The 17422-nt window shown below is 68.6% G+C and carries 10 protein-coding genes; 7 read left to right on the top strand and 3 right to left on the bottom strand.

Annotation, left to right across the window (positions count from 1 at the left end):
* Positions 1 to 2 precede the first annotated feature (2 nt).
* The 3 genes from N4261_RS08055 (at position 3) to N4261_RS08045 (ending at position 4312) form a co-directional block, all read left to right on the top strand.
* Positions 3 to 1910, top strand: a complete 1908-nt coding sequence (locus N4261_RS08055; RefSeq protein WP_261759649.1) for a GGDEF domain-containing protein — start codon at positions 3 to 5, stop codon at positions 1908 to 1910.
* A gap of 208 nt (positions 1911 to 2118) precedes the next feature.
* Positions 2119 to 3060: a metal-dependent hydrolase gene (locus tag N4261_RS08050; RefSeq protein ID WP_261759648.1), complete on the top strand. Its 942-nt coding sequence runs from the start codon at positions 2119 to 2121 to the stop codon at positions 3058 to 3060.
* 319 nt (positions 3061 to 3379) lie between these two features.
* Complete coding sequence (locus tag N4261_RS08045) at positions 3380 to 4312, top strand: phosphatase PAP2 family protein (RefSeq protein WP_261759647.1); 933 nt, start codon at positions 3380 to 3382, stop codon at positions 4310 to 4312.
* A gap of 185 nt (positions 4313 to 4497) precedes the next feature.
* Here the strand turns inward: N4261_RS08045 and N4261_RS08040 are convergent, their stop codons facing one another.
* Both N4261_RS08040 and N4261_RS08035 read right to left on the bottom strand, forming a co-directional pair.
* Entirely contained in the window at positions 4498 to 5286 is a 789-nt protein-coding gene (locus tag N4261_RS08040; protein ID WP_261759646.1) for a metallophosphoesterase family protein, read from the bottom strand.
* The gene (locus tag N4261_RS08035; protein ID WP_261759645.1) at positions 5283 to 6335 is read right to left on the bottom strand and encodes a diacylglycerol/lipid kinase family protein; all 1053 of its coding nucleotides are present in this window, start codon (positions 6333 to 6335) and stop codon (positions 5283 to 5285) included. Before N4261_RS08035 ends, N4261_RS08040 begins: the two co-directional genes overlap by 4 nt.
* A gap of 562 nt (positions 6336 to 6897) precedes the next feature.
* On the opposite strand from N4261_RS08035, the gene N4261_RS08030 reads away from it, so the two are divergent.
* The gene (locus tag N4261_RS08030; RefSeq protein ID WP_261759644.1) at positions 6898 to 7722 is read left to right on the top strand and encodes a PA4824 family protein; all 825 of its coding nucleotides are present in this window, start codon (positions 6898 to 6900) and stop codon (positions 7720 to 7722) included.
* Positions 7723 to 7795: 73 nt separating this feature from the next.
* Here the strand turns inward: N4261_RS08030 and N4261_RS08025 are convergent, their stop codons facing one another.
* Entirely contained in the window at positions 7796 to 8725 is a 930-nt protein-coding gene (locus N4261_RS08025) for an AraC family transcriptional regulator (protein WP_354005403.1), read from the bottom strand.
* A gap of 138 nt (positions 8726 to 8863) precedes the next feature.
* Here N4261_RS08025 and N4261_RS08020 point away from each other — a divergent pair, with 138 nt between their 5' ends.
* The 3 genes from N4261_RS08020 (at position 8864) to N4261_RS08010 (ending at position 17390) form a co-directional block, all read left to right on the top strand.
* Positions 8864 to 10123, top strand: coding sequence for an MFS transporter (locus N4261_RS08020; RefSeq protein WP_435532023.1), 1260 nt, complete (start codon positions 8864 to 8866; stop codon positions 10121 to 10123).
* Between the two features lie 227 nt (positions 10124 to 10350).
* Positions 10351 to 11964 (top strand): methyl-accepting chemotaxis protein, encoded by a 1614-nt coding sequence (locus tag N4261_RS08015; RefSeq protein WP_261759642.1) that lies wholly within the window; start codon positions 10351 to 10353, stop codon positions 11962 to 11964.
* Positions 11965 to 12365: 401 nt separating this feature from the next.
* Complete coding sequence (locus N4261_RS08010; protein WP_261759641.1) at positions 12366 to 17390, top strand: CHASE domain-containing protein; 5025 nt, start codon at positions 12366 to 12368, stop codon at positions 17388 to 17390.
* The last annotated feature ends 32 nt before the right edge of the window (positions 17391 to 17422 follow it).

Raw genomic sequence — 17422 nt, 5'->3', positions numbered from 1 at the left:
CGATGCCGCAGCAGCCCCCCGCACTGATCGCCAAGGCGGCCTTGCGCCGACTGGCCCTGGGCCAACTCGAACCCACGCCTGAGAACTACGCGCGCGCCTATGCGCAGGAAGCCGGCGAGCCGCATCGGGACGGCGGCGCATCGCAGACCTTGCCGGACCGGGCCCAGGTGCCCCTGGCCCGCATGCTGAGCCTGGCGGTCCCTGAACTGCAGCAGCGCCAGAACCTGGCGACCCAGATGCGCGAAGGCCGCTGGGACGAGCTTCAGCGCTCGCTCGAAGCCCTGCAGCAGACCCACGGGCCCGGCGCCCAGGCGGAGCAACTGGCTCAGTTGGTCGAGCGCCTGATGCGCGGCCTGGAACGTGGCGGCCGCCAATGGACGCTGGCCCGCAAAAAGGACGGCGTGCTGCGGGTGCTCTCCAGCAACCGCAGCGACCCTCAACGTCTGATGCAGCGCCTGCGCCAGCTGGTGATCAGTTGGGACAGCGATGCCAGCGATGTCCGTGTCGAAACCCAACCCGCGCCCTTGGACGACGGCCAGGACGACGACGACCGCAACGGTGGCACGCCCAGCCAGTTCTTCACCGAGGATGAGGCCGAGGCGCCCAGCGCCCCGCCCCCGGCGTCCGACGGCGTGCAACGCTACGGCGAACTGGACACGCTGCTCAGCGGCGATGGCGATGGCGCCGGTGCGGATGCTGCCGCCCAGGCACAGGCGCTTCAGGCCTGGCCGGACATCGGCCGCAGCCTCTCCGGCACGGTCACTCACGCGTTGCGCGGCGATGACCTGCGAGCGCAGGAACTGATCGCCGAGATCGACGCCGCACATGCCGAGTTGGTGCGCGACGGCGCGACGCCCGAGCGTGCGACCCAGCTGGAAGCGCTGTGCGCCCGGGTGCGGCGCTGGCTGGATCATCGCGGCCATGCCTTCAGCGAACTGGGCAAGCTCTGCGGCGAGCTCACCGACAGCCTGGCCGATCTGGCCGAGGACGATTCCTGGGCTCAGGGCCAGTGCGAGGCCATGGGCCAGACGCTGTCGCAGGGCCTGACCGCCCGCAGCGTGCGCTCGGTCAGCGAGCTGCTGCACAGCACCCGCGCACGGCAACACAGCCTGCGCGAGGAACGCGGCCGGGCACGCGATGCGCTCAAGGGTCTGATCAACCGGATGCTGCAGGAGCTGGGCGAACTCGGCCAGCACACCGACCGATTCACCGACAGCGTCGGCAAGTACGCCGAAGTGATCGAGCAGGCCGATACGCTGGAGAGCCTGGCCGGCGTGGTCCGGGAGATGGTCGAGGAAAGCCGCAGCGTGCAGTCGCTGGTGCAGCAGACCCGCGGTCGGTTGCGTGATGAACATGACCGTGCCAGCCAGTTGGCCGAGCGGGTCGAGCAACTCGAGGGGGAGTTGCGCAAGCTCTCCAGCGAGGTCCAGACCGATCAGCTCACCCAGGTCGCCAACCGGCGCGGCCTGATCGCCACCTTCGAGACCGAGAAAGCCAAGCTGGAGCGAGAGCCCAAGCCGATGGCGCTGGCGCTGCTGGACATCGACAACTTCAAGAAGCTCAACGACAGCCTGGGACATGCCGCCGGCGACGAGGCGCTGAAGTCGCTGGCCGCCCGCGTGTCCGGCATGCTCCGGCCGGGCGACAAGGTGGGCCGCTGGGGCGGCGAGGAATTCGTGCTCATCCTGCCGGAAGCCCCGTTGGAGGAGGCCCAGGCGGTGCTGATGCGCTTGCAGCGGTCGCTGTCGGCCAGCCTGTTCATGCATGAGGGCCGCGACGTGTTCGTCACCTTCTCCGCCGGCGTGACGCTGTATCGCCAGGGCGAGACCCTGGAGCTGGCGCTGGACCGCGCGGACGAGGCGCTCTACGAGGCCAAGCGCACCGGCAAGAACCGGGCATGCGTGGCCTGACGGCGACGGTGACGTTCCGGGCGCCAGCACCAGCACCAGCACCAGCACCAGCGCCAGCACCAGCACCAGCACCAGCGCCAGCACCGGCACCAGCATCGGCACCGGCACCGGCACCGACACCGACACCGACACCGGCAACACGATAGCCCCGGCACGCCGAATGCCGCGATGATGGACGCCCCGTGTGTCCCCATCCTCTGGAGTCGCCATGCTGAAATTCCTGCGTGAGGCCGCTGCCTCGAGCGCACCATGTGCTGGCCTTGAACGCCCTCGCCGCCGAGGGCATATCGCGGCCATCTGCATGGCGGTGGCCGCCCTCGCGGCAACCGGCGCCATCGCCCAAGTCGCGGCACCTGAGCGCTCGTCGCCTGCGGCCAGCGACAGCCGACCCGCCGGTCAGACGGAAGTGGTCTGGCTGGGTCAGGCGGCCTTCAAGATCACCTCGCCCGGCGGCAAGGTCATCGTCATCGACCCCTGGCTGAAAGCCAATCCGCAGACCCCGCCGGCCTACAAGCAATTGGAGTCCTTCGGTCGGGTCGACGTGCTGCTGGTGACCCACGGGCACGGCGATCACTGGGCCGACGCCCCGGCGCTCGCCACCCTGTACAACACGCCGCTGCGCGGGCCGGGCGATCTCCTGCAGTCGGCCGGCGCGCTGGGCATCCTGCCGACGGCCTTGCTGCCGCGCATGAACAAGGGCGGCACGGTGGAGGCCGCGCCCGGGATCCGGGTGACGATGGTGCGGGCGGAGCATTCGTCCGTGCTGCTGTGGCGCAACCCGGCCACCAACAAGGACGAGGTCCATCCCGGCGGCGAGCCGATCGGATGGATCATCGAACTGGAAAATGGCCTGCGGATCTATCACGCGGGAGATACCGCGGTGTTCGGCGACATGCGCTGGATCGGCGAGCGCTACCGGCCCGATCTGGCGTTGGTCCCGATCGGCGGCAACTTCACCATGGATCCGGGCGATGCGGCCTATGCGGTGGCAGAGCTGCTCCGTCCCAAGGCGGTGATCCCGATGCATTACGGTGCCAACCCCTTGGCGAAGGGCACGCCCAAGGAGTTTGCCGCCGCACTGGACAAGCTGGACCGGTCCGGCCGCATCAAGGTGGTGGTGCCGCAGCCTGGCGAGCGCTTGCAGTTCTGAGCGGTCTGCGCAGGCGACGCGGCAGGGTCATGCCCATCTGACGGCGTCGCTCAGCCGTGGACGGCGCGCCGTGGTGGCGTGGTCGCATCCGCTGTGGCGTGGTTGCAGCCGCTGTGGCGTGGTCGCAGCCGCTGTGGCGCTGTGTCGCTGCATCGCCGCTCGTTCGCCGCCAAATCGCCGCTGCTTCGAGGCTGAAGCGCCGCCCCGGCGCACGATCACGGACCCGCAGCTCTCCGCTGAAGGCCGGATCTCACCGACGGCATCGTTAAACGAGTCGACACGATCCGCCATGCAGCGCCCGCTCTAAGACAATGCGGCGATGACCTTCGTCTTGCCCTTGTCCACGATGGCGCCGCTGGCGGCCTCCACGACGGCCGCGACCGCTTCGGCCCACTCGCCCACGGTCCTGGCCACCGCACCCGCCACCGCCGCGCCGACCGAGGCGCTGGCGCCCTGGCTGCACCTCGCGTCCCAAGCCGGCGCCCAAGCGCCGTGGCTGTTCCTTGCGCTGCTGACGACCGTGGGGTTGATCAGTTGGCTCGGGGGCCGGGTGTTGCTGCGGCAGCCGCATCCCACGCCGACAGTGGGCAGCGCCCCGCCCACGCTGATGCTGGTGCTGCGACTGGGGGCGGGATTCGGCTTGATCGTCGGCTGCGCGGCGCTGTTCGCCGAGATCGCCGAAGCGCTGCAAGCGGGTGCGGTGTTGGGTCGACTCGACGAGGCCTTCATCCTCGGGATGATCGACCAGGTGCCGGCAGCGCTGCTGCAGGCGTTCTACGGACTGACCTTCCTGTCCAACCGGGCCTCGCAGTACGCGCTGGGCATCTCGGTCGCGCTGTTGCTGCTGTGGGGACGGCGTCCGTGGCTGGCGCTGGGCTGGGCCCTGGCGGTGGCCGGCAATGGCTTGCTGAACACCACCCTGAAGCATGTCTTCGAGCGCGCCCGTCCGGAGCACCCCACGCCGTGGCTGACCGAAACCGGCTTCAGTTTCCCCAGCGGACACAGCTCCGGCGCGGTCGTCACCTTCGGCATGCTCGCCTATCTCGCCACCCGGCTGCTGCCGGCGCGCTGGCACCTGCCTGCACTGGTGGCTGCGGCAATGGTCGCGTTCTCGGTGGGCGCGAGCCGGATCTTCCTGCGGGTGCACTTTCCCAGCGATGTGCTGGCCGGTTTCTCGTCCGGCTTGGCCTGGTTGACGGTGTGCATCGTCAGCATCGAGCTGGTGCGCTGGTATCGGCGCCTGCGCGCTTAGCCACCATCGGGCCGCGAAGAAAGGGCGTGAGCACGGCACGACGCAGTCTCACTGAAGGGCACACGCTCGGTGATCGCTCAGCGATCGCAGTTTGAGCAATCGATGATCGATCGACCAGGGATCACCGAAGGGACCACTGAACGAATCACTGAAGGGCTCACTGAAGGGATCGCGGAAGGGATCGCTCACGGATTCAGCGGCGTCGCATCCACCTCGGTGAACTCGCCGGTCGATTCGTCATAGTCCCAGCGTTCAATGTGCCGGTCCGCGCCGACCCGGATCAGGTTGACCGAATTCGAGATCCCGGCGCGCACCCGGGTACTCAGCGCCGTGCCGGCCTGCACCGCCCACATGCGACGCGGCAGATCCGGCCAGCGCTCATGCAGCGGCACCACGAATGGCAGATGGATGTGTCCGCCGACCACCAGGTCGGCGCCCGCCTGCGCCCAACGCCGAACGGCCCGTTCATGGCCGCGCAGCAGGTTGACCTGATCGCTCTCCCGCGTGACCGCGACCGGCTGATGCACGGCCACCACCCGGCATTGCGCCGGCGTGGCAGACGCCAGCCGGCGGGCGACGCGCTCGATCTGCGATTCGGAAATCTCGCCGTCGGTATGCCGATACCAGCGCGTGGTGTTGAGCGTCAGCACCAGCGCCTGCGGGCTGTCGTACTCACGCTCCAGCGTCGCACCGAAGACATGACGGAAGCGTGCATACGGATCCCACACCCGCGCCCAGAGGTTGAACAGCGGGATGTCATGGTTGCCGGGCAGCACCAGCGTGGCGGGCACCGCCAGTCGATCGACAAAGGCCCGCGCGGCGCTGAACTCCGGGCGTCGCGCGCGTTGGGTGATGTCGCCGGTCATCAACAGCACATCAGGCCGTTGCAGACGGACCAGACGCTCCAGCGCCTGCATGACCCGGGGCCGTTCGGTACCGAAATGCGGATCGGAGACCTGCAAGAGCACGGTCATGCATCAGCCTCTTGGGTGGGATGCGAGCGTGCCGGGGCCAGCGGGTCCGCCGCGTGCTGAAGCGGTGCCACCGATGCCGCCTGCCCGTGCAGGGCCGCGCGCTCCGCCGCCAGACCCGGCGGACGGATCAGCAGCAAGGGGTCGGGCGCCACACCGAAGGTCAGTGGCAGCCGCATCCAGACGATTTCGCCATCGGTCGCGACCTTGATGCGGCGACCGCCGAAGCGCCGTGCGCGCACCGTCAGCCGTTGGAAGGGAAAGTTGATCACCTGGTCGGCCGCGCCGAGTTTGCCCAAGGCGCCGCGCGCCAGCAGCCACAACAGCGTCCATCGCCCCACCGGCCGCAGCATGATGCCCGCGAGTTCCCCATCGTCGATGGCCTGCGCTTCGGGCAGACCGACCTGCTCCATCTGCAGCGCGTTGTTGCCGACGAACAGCGTCGGCGTGCGCACCTGACGCGGCTCGCCATGGAGTTCGATGGTCAGGCGCAGATGGCGATGCCCCCGCAGCAACGTCGCAATGCCGGCGCCCAAAGCGACCAGGCGGCTGCGACCGAACTGCTGCTTCCACGCTTCCCGATCCTCCAGCAAGGTCGGGTACAGGCCCAGACTGGCATTGACCAGAAAGGCCCGGTCATTCACCAGGCCCACCTGCACTGGCTGGGGCGCTTCGTTGAGCAGGATCTGCAGCGCTTCGTGGATGTCCGCCGGAATGCCGTGGGTCCGGCTGAAATAGTTGAAGGTGCCGCGCGGCAGCACGCCATAGGCACAGCCGCTGCCCAACGTGGCCTGGGCCACCGCACTGAGCGTGCCGTCCCCGCCCGCAGCCACCACGACGCCGCCGGCGGCCTTGGCCCGGCGCACCGCGTCATTCGCCACCGCCATCAACTGGCCGGGCTTGTCCACCGGCAGCAGCTCGAAACGACGCCCGGCCGCCTGGCAGGCAGCCTCCACGGCGCGCGGCACTTCGCTGCGGTCGCCGCGGCCGGAGGCCCGGTTGAACACCACAAACAATGGCGGCGAGGAGGACGTGGATTGAGGGTCGGTCATGGGTGCGAGTGAGGTCAAGCGTGCATTCCGGACAGAGGGATTGAAGAGATCAGAGCGACATGAGGGACATGAAGGACATGAGGAACCTGCGAACCATGAGGAAGTTCGACCAAGGCTCAGCAGAAAACATCGGGGCCAGCTCAGCCCCCGCTGCAGAACGCATCGGACCGGTCACAGCGGCCATGACAGAAGGAGCCATCTGTGGCGGCGCATCCTGAGAGCAAACGGAGTGCCCGCCTCGCGGCCGGCCATGCCCTGAGTGTGACGCAATGCCTGCGGGGGTTGGGTCACAGTGAGGCGCCTTCCGGCGGCGCCCGTCGAGATCTGAGCCCGGTCACCTCTGCCCACTTACCGCGCGGTGGCCCCACGCCCGGCCATGACTCCAAAATGAATCGCCTGCCTCGCGCACCACTGCACGCCCCTGCCGCCGGAACGGGCGGTCGAGGCCCCCTGCGTCGACGGGCAATTCCTATCATGCGCGTCTGTTCCTGGCGGCCAACGTCCGGCGCGACGTCGCTGGCCTTGTCCGCCCCCATCGTTTGCAGTCCCTCCGAATCGCCTCATGAACCCTCGCCACGACGCTGCCGTCCAGCCGGTTCCCGTGTTCCCTGGCGTCCTGCATGGCACGACGCGCCACCTGCCGCATTCATCGTGGCATGTGCCCATTCAACCGGCGCCAAGCCGCCGCATGGGCCTGCGCGGTCGCGCGGTGGCGCTGACCCTCGGCACCCTCGCGGGGCTGGCAAGTGCCTGGCCAACGAGTGCCTGGGCCGCTGGCGGCCACTTTGCGGTGGACGATGCGGCGCTGGTCGATCCCGGTCAGTGCCAGGTGGAAGCTTGGGAAGAGCGCGGCGATGCGCATCGGTTCCGGCTGGACCATCTCGGCCCGGCCTGCCGCCTCGGTGCGCTGGAATGGGGCCTGAACCTGGACCGCTACCGCCTGAGCGATGGCTCGCGCGGGACGGGTTTCGGGCCGCAGGTGAAGTGGGCCACACCGCTCACCTCGACCTTGAGCCTCGGCCTCAGCGCCGGATCGACCTGGGACGCCTCCCGTACGCACGGCACGCACTACCTGGGCACCGCCGTGGTGATGCCGCTGACCTGGCAGCCCACCACCGCCTTGGCCGTGCATCTGAACCTGGGCCACGACCTGCGCCCCGCCGGGGCCGACACCACCCGCCGCGGCCTGGCCCTCGAGTGGACGGCGAATGACCACTGGTCCACCCAGGTCGAGCGGTTCGACGACAACGGCGAACGCCGGGTGCGCGCCGGTCTGCGCTACAGCGTCACACCGGCACTGTCCTTCGATCTCAGCCGTGCGCGGCACCTCGGCTCGGACAGTCGGCCGTGGTGGGCTGCCGGCGTGAATTGGGCGTTCGATCGCTGACGCCTCGAGCGGATGGTCGAGCGCAGGCCCGCGCCGGAACGCGCCGACGCGTCGCCTGTTGAATGCCCCGCGGCTACGCCACGGGCATCGGAACGTCCCGGTGCTCCCGACGGGCCTCGCTGGGCGGGTGGCCGATGATCCGCTTGAAGGCACGGCTGAAGGAGGCCTCCGAGTCATAGCCCAGGCGTTCGGCGGCCACCGCGACCCGCATGCGGTCCTGAGCGATCCATCGCCGGGCCTGGAACATCTTGATCTTGGCCACGTACTTGGCCGGCGTCTCCCCGACGGTGCGGGTGAAGGCTTCGGCAAAGCTGGAACGGGAAGCGCCCATCAGGTCGGCCAGGGCCGGGACCGTCCAGTCGCGCGACGGATCGGCATGGATCGCCGCGATCACCTTGCCGATGCGCGGGCAGTGCACCGCGGCCAGCCAGCCCGTGGCATTGCTGCAGGCGCATTCCACCCACGCCCGGATGATGCTGGCCGCGAGCACATCGGCCAGCCGTGCCAGGATGCCGCAGGCACCGATGCGGTCCATCGCCACCTCGCGCTCCATGGCGTCCAGCAGGGCCGGCACGGCGGGATCGCGTTGCGCCAGGTCACCGGCATGCATCACCTCCGGCATCATCGCCATCAACGGATGCAAGGGGTCCAGGTTGAAGCGCATGGCGCCGCAGAACAGCACATCGGTGGGGTCAGCGTCACCGCGCACCAAGTAGATGTTGTCGGCCACCGGCACATGTGACAGCGCTGAGATGTCCACCGTCGGCACATCCGGCGCACTGGCCAACACATGCTTCGCACCGCGGGGCAACAGGACCGCATCGCCCGCCTTCAGGCGCTGCCAGTCGGTCGTGGATGTGCGCCACCAGCATTCGCCGCGAGCGACGAAGTGAAACTGGGCCTCGCTCTGGGCGGGATAGGTGACGGACCACGGGGCGCTCCACACGCAACGTTCATAGGCCACCCCGTCCAGACGCATCCCGAGCAGGACACGGGTCAGCATGTCGGGCGCCCCATCGCTGTTCCATGTGCGTGGGACGGCACCCTCGGACGAATCGTCAAGCATTTCGGCTCTTCCGGCATGGAAACGCCAAGATGCTACCCCTAAGCTGGCGCCAACCACCACCTCAGGGTCTCCCACGTGCCTGCTTCTCCCGCGTCTTCCGCGTCTTCCGCGTCTTCCGCTTCTTCCGCTTCTGACGGTCTCACCGCGACGTCCTTACCGGCCCTCTCATCCCCCGTCACCTCCGAACGCGCGCACTGGGCGGCTGTGGCCTCCTTGGCACTCGGTGTCTTCGGTCTGGTGACGGCCGAGTTCCTTCCGGCCAGCCTGCTGACGGCCATGGCCGCGGACCTGGGTGTGACCGCCGGCGCGGCGGGCCAGACGGTCACGGCCACCGCCTTGGTCGGTGCGGTGGCCGCGCCCTCCATTCCCTTGTTGACACGGCGCTTCGACCGGCGCGGCGTGATGGTGGCCCTCACGCTGCTCCTGCTGCTGTCCAACGTGATGGCCGCGACGGCGTCCAGCCTGCCGGTCCTGCTCTCGGCGCGGGTGCTGTTGGGTGTGGCGCTGGGGGGCTTCTGGTCGATGGCGGCCGCCCTGGCGATGCGGCTGGTGCCGGAGCGGCTGTTCGCCCGGGCGATGTCGTTCATCCTGACCGGCGTCTCGATCGCCACCGTCTGCGCCGCCCCGGTGGGGGCGTGGATGGGGGACGTCTGGGGCTGGCGCAGCGCGTTCATCGCGGCCGGGGTGGTCAGCGTGGTCACCTTGTGCGCGCAACTGTGGACACTGCCGCCGCTGCCGCCGCGCGACAACCCCAACCTGCGCGTGCTGGCGGAGCTGATCACCCGTCCCGGCGTGCGAATCGCCCTGCTGGCCGTGCTGCTGGTGATTTCCGGCCACTTCGCCGGCTTCACCTACATCCGCCCGTTGATGGAGAGCGTCACTCACCTGTCGGTGTCGGCCATCTCCGCGGTGCTGCTGGGTTACGGCATGGGCGGCTTCTTCGGCAACTTTGCAGGCGGCTTCATCGCCGAGCGCAGCGAGCGCCATGCGATCGTCGCCGCCGGCACGCTGATCGCGCTGCTGGCCGCCAGTTTGCTGGTGGCCGGTGATTCCGTCGTGGTGACCGCCGTGGCCGTCGTCCTGTGGGGCTTCGCCTTTGGCGCCTTCCCGGTGGGCTTCCAGACCTGGATCATCCGCGTCGCGCCCGACCAAGCCGAAGGCGCGGGCGGCCTGCTGGTCGCAGCCTTCCAGATCGCCATCGCCAGCGGCGCCATCGGCGGCGGGATGCTGGTCGATCACATCGGCGCCCTGGGCGGCCCGAGCTTCGCCGTCGTCGCCATGACGCTCGGGACGCTGCTGACCCTTCGCCACGGCCCGCGTTCTGGACGGCCCTGACAGACGTTTGCCAACTATTCACGAAAGGTCGTGGTCGATGTCACCTGCGTACGCGGCACAGTGAGCCGGAAACGCAAGCTCTTGACCCAAGTCAAGGAGCAGAGTGCATGATCCCTATCTAGTCGAGTTTTCAATGCGTTACAACCGCAGATCGCACCGACGTTCATGGTCGGTGGCGGCTGTTCTGCATCAACAACACATCAGAACCGACATGACAGGAGCGATCCATGAGGATGAATACGCCGGTGACCCAACGGGAATTTCCTTTTCCGCCGGGCAAGACGCTGGTCTCCGTGACCGACCTCAAGGGACGGATCGTCTACTGCAACAGCGCCTTCATCGAAGTCAGCGGCTATTCCAAGGATGAGCTGCTCGGGCAGCCTCACAACCTGGTTCGACATCCCGACATGCCGGAAGAGGCCTTCCGCGACATGTGGGCCACCATCGGATCCGGCCAGCCGTGGACCGGCATGGTCAAGAATCGTCGCAAGGATGGCGATCATTACTGGGTGGTCGCCAATGCAACGCCCATGTTTCGCGACGGGAAGACGGTGGGCTTCCTGTCGGTGCGCATCGCTCCCAGCCGCCAGGAGGTGACCTCGGCCGAGCAGCTGTACACCACCCTGCGGCAGGAGGCTTCGGATGCGCGGTTGACGACGGGACTTCACCACGGTGCGGTGGTTCGCCTGGGCGCCATGGCGCGTGCCGCCAGAGCCATTCAGCGTCCACTCTCGGCCGTGGGCTGGCCGGGTCTGCTTGCCGCCGGTGCGGCGGCAGTCGCCTTCGGACTGGGACAGTTCGCCTCGGCCACCTGGGGGCTTCCGTTGGCCATCGCGGCCGGTTTGATCGCGCCGCTGCTGCAGCGGCGCATGCAGGCCCAATCACTCGCCGAACTGTCGATGGCGGCCATCCAACTGGCCGGGGGCGACCTGGACGTGAAGATCGCCGAACCCGACAGCACGCCGGTCGGGCAGCTCCGCCACATCGTCCGTCAACTCAGTGTGAACCTGAAGACAGTGATCGGCGATGTGGCCGGCGAGATGGACCAGTTGCGCAAAGCCGTGGCCGAAATCTCGGCGGGCAACCTGGACATGTCGTCCCGCACCGAGGCGCAAGCCGGCAGCGTGCAGCAGACGGCCGCCTCGATGGAGGAGATCAACGGCACGGTGCAGAACAGCGCGGCCTCTGCGCAGCAAGGCGCGGAGTTCGTGCGCAAGTCGGCGGTCAGCGCGCGTGAGGGCAATCGGTCGGTGGACGACCTGGTCGGCGTGATGACCTCGATCTCCGAATCGTCGAGCCGCATCGGCGACATCACCCAGGTCATCGAAAGCGTCGCCTTCCAGACCAACATCCTGGCGCTCAATGCCGCCATCGAAGCGGCCCGCGCAGGCGAGGCCGGCCGGGGCTTTGCGGTGGTGGCCTCGGAAGTGCGCGCGCTGGCGGCCCGCACCAGCGGCGCGGCGCGCGAGATCAAGCAACTGATCGAAGAGGCCGGCCACCGCGTGGAAGCCGGCAATCGGCAGACCGGGCAGGTGCGGACCCACATGCATGACGTGGTGAACAGCTTCGAGGAGGTGCAGGTCCTGCTGGACCGGGTCAGCCATGCGGCGGCAGAGCAGCAAGGCGGCGTGGCCCAGGTCAACAGCGCGGTCGCGCACATCGACGGCCTCACCCAGCAGAACGCTGCGATGGTGGAAGAGCTCGCGGCCTCCGCCCAGGCTTTGACGCGTCAGGTGGAAAACGTCAGTGATTCGCTGCAGCTGTTCCGGCTGGACTCCAGCAAAGCGACGCTGGCTGAGCGCGATGCCGTGGCACTGCGGCGGCGGGAAGAAGCGGCGTGAAGGCGTGAAGGCGTTGAAGGCGTTGACCTGTTGAAAGCGTTGCAGGCGTTGAAGCTGTTGAAGGTGCCAATGGCCTGAATCGTGTCGGTGGGGTCGAGGGCAGATTCAGCGGCCTGAAGCGCATCGCCTGGCCGGAGGGGACCGCGGCAGACGTCTGCGGGCCTGCTGTTCCTGAGACCGGCGCCGAAGTGGTTGCACCGTGTGGTCGCCACGTCGGGCGCGCGTGTCACGCGGTCCGCCGAGCCCGAGGGAAGGTGCCAGGTCCCAAATGAACGCGTCCTCAACATTGATGAGGACGCATCGCTGCCGAGGGCGCCGAGCCGATGCAGCCAGGCTTGATCCCGCGCCCGCCACGATAGAGTCGCCGGCAAAGGATTGAAGAACAACGAGAGGGAGGCCCCATGCGGATTCGCGTCGCAGCGGGACGTGGTCAGATCCGAGCGGCACTGGGCGTGTTTGCGCTGGGCGTTCTCCTGACCGGTGCATTTGCGTGGCATGTGACCGCGCAATACAACGACGCGCTGCAGGCTCGTTTCCATGAGCGGGTGAATGCCGCGGCCGAAGGCATCAAGGACCGCATCGAGCGCTATCAATTCGGGTTGCGCGGTGCGCGTGGCGCCTTGGTGGCCATGGGCGATACCGGCATCAATCGCCAGGCCTTCGCCCGCTACATGACCAGCAGGGACATGGCGGCGGAGTTCCCGGGGGCCAGAGGCTTCGGCTTCATTCGCCGCGTGCCCGAGCCGCAGCTGTCGGCCTACCTCGAGGCGGCCCGGCGAGATGGCGCGCCCGACTTCGAGGTGCGCCTGCTCTCCCCGCACGACGGCGACCGCTACATCATCGAGTACATCTATCCCGACGCGACCAATCGTGGGGCGACTGGCCTGGACATCGCCTCCGAGCCCAATCGGCGCAGTGCCGCGGTGGAATCGATGCTCAGCGGTGAGCCGCGACTCACCGCGCCGATCACGCTGGTGCAGGCCGACCAGCGCGCCCAGCAGGGCTTCCTGTTTCTGATGCCGCTCTATCGCGGACCGACCTCCGCCAACACCCCCGCCCAACGCGACCAGCATCTGATCGGCTGGAGCTACACCCCGCTGGTGATCGACGAAGTGCTGGCGGGCATGGGTGACCGGCTCAAGGAGCTGGACGCCCGTCTGTCCGACGAAGGCACAGGCGCGCGGTTCTATGCAGCCCATGACGCCGCACAGGAGACCACCGAAGGCCTGAGCACCTCGGTGCAACTCCCGATGTTCGGACGCATGTGGCGGCTGGACGCCCGCAGTACACCGGCGATCGCCGCCGCGATCGGCCCGCGTCGCTCGGGCGAGACCTGGATCGCCGGCCTGGCGCTGTCCTTCCTGGCGGCCCTGTCGGTCTATCAACTGATGCAGCGCCGACGTCAGCACCGCGCCTTGCTCGGACTGCCGGACGTGGCGCATGAAGCCACGCTGCGCAATTTTTTCGGCAGCCCGCTGGCGCGCGGCGCCCTGTCGCTTTATCTGGCGGGGCTGGCGCTCTATGCCGGCATGGGCTATCGCGGCCTGTGGGAGGACGCCGAGCGGCGCTGGGAAGAGGATCTGGACGAGGTCGTGACGGCCCGTGCACGTCAGGTGGAACGGGCCTTGGCGTCCCGGCGCCGCACCATGGAATTCCTTGCCGCCACGCCCACCGCGACCGCCCCGGCGCAGGGCGCCCTCGATCGGGCATCGACCTTCGACCGCATCCAGGCCCTGGCCACGGCCTATCTGCGCGGCGCACCCGAAATTCAGGCCCTCGACATGGTCTGGCTGCAGCGCAACGCCGATGCCAAGGCCCGCAGCCGCCCCGATGCCGATCCCCTGGACGAGGCCGCGGAGCCCGCGCAGCGCCTCATGCGCGAAGCCGATGGGCGCCTGCAGCGCGTCGAAACGCCGCTGCTCGGTGACGAACGGGACCTGCTCCAGCAGTTGCTCAAGAATGCGGGCAGCACGGTGGTGTACTCGCCCCTGCGCAGGCAGTCGATTGGCGGCGCCGCGCCGTCGGTGGTGTTCAAGGCGGCAGTCATCGCACGTGATGCGGCAGAACGTCCGGTGGCGGCCATGGTGGCCACCGTCGATGCCTCGCGGCGATCGTCCGACCTGGCCCTGCCCTTGCCCGCGCATGTCTCGCTGTTCGCGGTGAATGACCGGGACGAACTGCTGTCGCCACCGCCGGCCGACCGCAGCGCATCCGGCAGCGCCGCGGCCACCCAACAGGACGTGGATGTGTTCGCCGCGCCCATCCCGGTTCCCGGGCGCTCGCGGCTGAACCAGGTGACCGGGCCTCGCGGCGATCATTGGACGGTGCGCCACACCCTGGCCTACAACGCCGATTGGCCGGCTGCGAATGTCACCTACATCGCCAGCGTGCCGCTGTCCGCCGTCGGTCAGTCGCTGCGTCATGAACTCTGGCATCGGTTGCAGGTGCCGCTGGCAGGCGGCCTGCTGGGCGGCGCGCTGCTGTTCTTCTACTGGATGGGCCTTCAGCGCCAGTTGCTGGTGCGAGCGCAGCATCTGCATCAGGCCGCCTTGCTGGACCAGACCCACGATGCCTTCATCGCGCTGGACGTCCAGGGACGGGTGCTCTCGTGGAACCGGGCGGCGGAAGAGCTCTTCGGCCTTCGGGCCCGCGACGCCTTGGGGCAACCGCTGGTGTCCCTGGCACCGATCGAAGCGACCTGGCCCACCGGTCTGGCCGCCGGACAGGACGCACAGTTCACCACCATGCTGCTGCCGGCGGAAGACACGGCCTCACCCGCCTCACCCGACTCACCCGCAGCGGCGGCCGAGGGCGGCACCGACGCCGCCCCGGAGACCCAGGCGCCGCCCGAGCCGCGCTGGCTGTCGATCCATTGCCTGCGGCTGGCGACCACCGGCCCCTGGGGGGCCGATGTGATCGTGATCGTTCGGGACGTCTCGGCGGAACGCGAAGTGCGGCTGCGGCTGGAGGCGCTCAACGACCAGCTCGAACGCGAAGTCCAGGCCCGCACCCAGGACCTCGCCCAGGAGCGCCAGCGGCTCTACAACATCATCGAGGGCACCGCCGTCGGCACCTGGGAATGGAAGATCCAGGACGGACAGCTCCTGTGCAACGACCGCTGGGCCAGCATGCTCGGTCTCCATCCCGAGGACCTGGAACCGATGTCGATGGCGCGCTGGCGCGAGCTTCTTCATCCGCAGGACCTGCCGGCTTTCGACATGGCGCTGCAGCGCCATCTGCAACGCCGCGATCCGGTGTTCTCCTGCGAGATCCGGATGCGCCATCAACAGGGCCGCTGGGTCTGGATCCAGTCCCTGGGCCGGGTCATGTCCTGGACGCCCGACGAGGCGCCGGAATGGATGGTCGGCATCCATCAGGACATCACGCCGATCAAGGCCGCCCTGGAGGAACTGGCCAGCACCGCGTCGCTGCTGCAAGGCGTGCTGCGCGCCGCCACCGAGGTCTCCATCATCGCCACCGACGACCAGGGCACGATCACCGTCTTCAACTCCGGCGCCGAACGCCTGCTGGGCTATCGCGCCGAGGAAGTCGTCGGGCGCCACTCGCCGGCCCTGATCCATGTGAAAGAGGAAATCGACGCCCGGGGCAAGGAGCTGTCCCGCGAGATCGGTCGGCCTGTGTCGGGCTTCAGCGCCCTGGTCCGAATGCCGCAACTGCTGGGATCCGAGAATCGCGAATGGACCTATGTGCGCAAGGACGGCAGCCGCTTTCCGGTGTCGCTCGTGGTCACCACCCAGCGCGATGCCGAAGGTCGCCTGCTGGGCTACCTCGGGATTGCGCAGGACATCACCGCCCGTCGCGAGGCGGAGCAGGCGCTGCTGCAGGCGCGCGACAACGCCGAGGCGGCCAGTCGCGCCAAGAGCAGTTTCCTCGCCAACATGAGCCATGAGCTCAGGACCCCGATGAATGCGGTGCTGGGCATCGCGCATCTGCTCAAGCGGTCGTCGCTCAACGGGGATCAGCGCAGCCTGCTCGGCAAGCTGGAAACAGCCGGCAAGACCCTGCTGGCGATCATCAACGACGTGCTGGATCTGGCGAAGATCGAGGCCGGGGGTCTGCATGTCGAATGGGCCGCGGTGGAGCCACGCAAGGTGCTCGCCGAAATCGGCGAACTGATCGAGGCCCAGGCAGCCGCCAAGGGCCTTCAGATCCACACCGACTGTGCCGACGACGTGCCCACCCAGGTGGCCAGCGATCCGCTGCGCCTGCGTCAGATCCTGCTGAACCTGGTCGGCAATGCAGTGAAGTTCACCAGCAGCGGCACGGTGAGCGTGACCGTGCGCTGCGCCGTGACCCCGACGGGGAAGGCGCTGGCCTGGGCGGTGGCGGACACGGGCATCGGCATTTCCGACGAGGCGCGCCAACGCCTGTTCCAGCCCTTCGTGCAGGCGGACCTCTCGACGACCCGACGCTATGGCGGCACCGGACTCGGCCTGTCCATCGTGCGCGAGCTGACCGAGATGCTGGGCGGCTCGATCGACGTCGACAGCCGTCCGGGACAAGGCAGCACCTTCACCCTCACCCTGCCCGAGCATGAGATGCCCGCACAGCGGCCCGCGGGGGACCTGCAGATCCTGTTGCTCGGCCCGCTGGCCGCGCCGCAGGCCGAGATCCGCAGCCTGTGCGAGCGAATGGGGTGGTCGGCCAGAATGGCCGTCGAGCCGTCCGCCCTCCATGAAGGGGCGCCGGTCGACGTGGTGATTGCGGACACCCGTGCCATGGGCATGCTGCAGGCGTCGGACGAGGCCCGGTCGCTCAGGGGCGTGCCCACCATCCAGCTCAACGCCGATGGCCAGGAGGTGGACCCCAAGGACCCGGTGGCGGCCATCCTGCGGCCCCCGGTCAGCGCGTCCCGGCTGTTCAACGCGGTGGCCGCCGCGCTGGCGCCCCGTCGGGACTATGAACGGCTGCTGCGACGTACCCGTGTGGATGAAGTGGAGGTCCAATGGCTGCGCGGCCTGCGCATCCTGGTGGTGGACGACAGCGACATCAACCTCGAGATCGCCCGCACCCTGCTGGCTCGTGAAGGCGCCGACGTGGACACCGCGGGCAATGGCGAAGAGGCGCTGACGACCCTGAAAGCGGGGACGCGCCCCCCGATCGATGCGGTGCTGATGGACGTTCAGATGCCGGTGATGGACGGCCTTCAGGCCTGCCGGATCCTGCGCCAGGAACTGCACATGACCCTGCCCGTGATTGCACTCTCGGCGGGCGCGCTGGACGACGAGCGCGAGCGTGCGTTGGAAGCAGGGATGACCGACTTTCTCTCCAAGCCGCTGGACCCCGCTGCGGTCGTACGGTCGCTGCGGCTGCACATCGATCGCGCCGCTTCAGAGGATGTGACGGATCGCATGGCCGACCCGGTCGCCGATCTTGACAGCACCCCCGATCAACACGAAGCTTGACGCACACGACTGGCGTTTGCGCCCGCCGCGAA

Source organism: Roseateles amylovorans (assembly GCF_025398155.2).
Lineage (GTDB): Bacteria > Pseudomonadota > Gammaproteobacteria > Burkholderiales > Burkholderiaceae_C > Roseateles > Roseateles amylovorans.
This window is presented reverse-complemented; position numbering and strand designations above follow the sequence as displayed.

Excerpts from the sequence above, each read along its gene's own strand:
- N4261_RS08015 (WP_261759642.1), top strand. The coding sequence starts at position 10,351 with ATGAGGATGAATACGCCGGTGACCCAACGGGAATTTCCTTTTCCGCCG.
- N4261_RS08045 (WP_261759647.1), top strand. The coding sequence starts at position 3,380 with ATGACCTTCGTCTTGCCCTTGTCCACGATGGCGCCGCTGGCGGCCTCC.
- N4261_RS08050 (WP_261759648.1), top strand. The coding sequence starts at position 2,119 with ATGCTGAAATTCCTGCGTGAGGCCGCTGCCTCGAGCGCACCATGTGCT.
- N4261_RS08035 (WP_261759645.1), bottom strand. The coding sequence starts at position 6,335 with ATGACCGACCCTCAATCCACGTCCTCCTCGCCGCCATTGTTTGTGGTG.
- N4261_RS08010 (WP_261759641.1), top strand. The coding sequence starts at position 12,366 with ATGCGGATTCGCGTCGCAGCGGGACGTGGTCAGATCCGAGCGGCACTG.
- N4261_RS08055 (WP_261759649.1), top strand. The coding sequence starts at position 3 with ATGCCGCAGCAGCCCCCCGCACTGATCGCCAAGGCGGCCTTGCGCCGA.
- N4261_RS08030 (WP_261759644.1), top strand. The coding sequence starts at position 6,898 with ATGAACCCTCGCCACGACGCTGCCGTCCAGCCGGTTCCCGTGTTCCCT.
- N4261_RS08025 (WP_354005403.1), bottom strand. The coding sequence starts at position 8,725 with ATGCTGACCCGTGTCCTGCTCGGGATGCGTCTGGACGGGGTGGCCTAT.
- N4261_RS08040 (WP_261759646.1), bottom strand. The coding sequence starts at position 5,286 with ATGACCGTGCTCTTGCAGGTCTCCGATCCGCATTTCGGTACCGAACGG.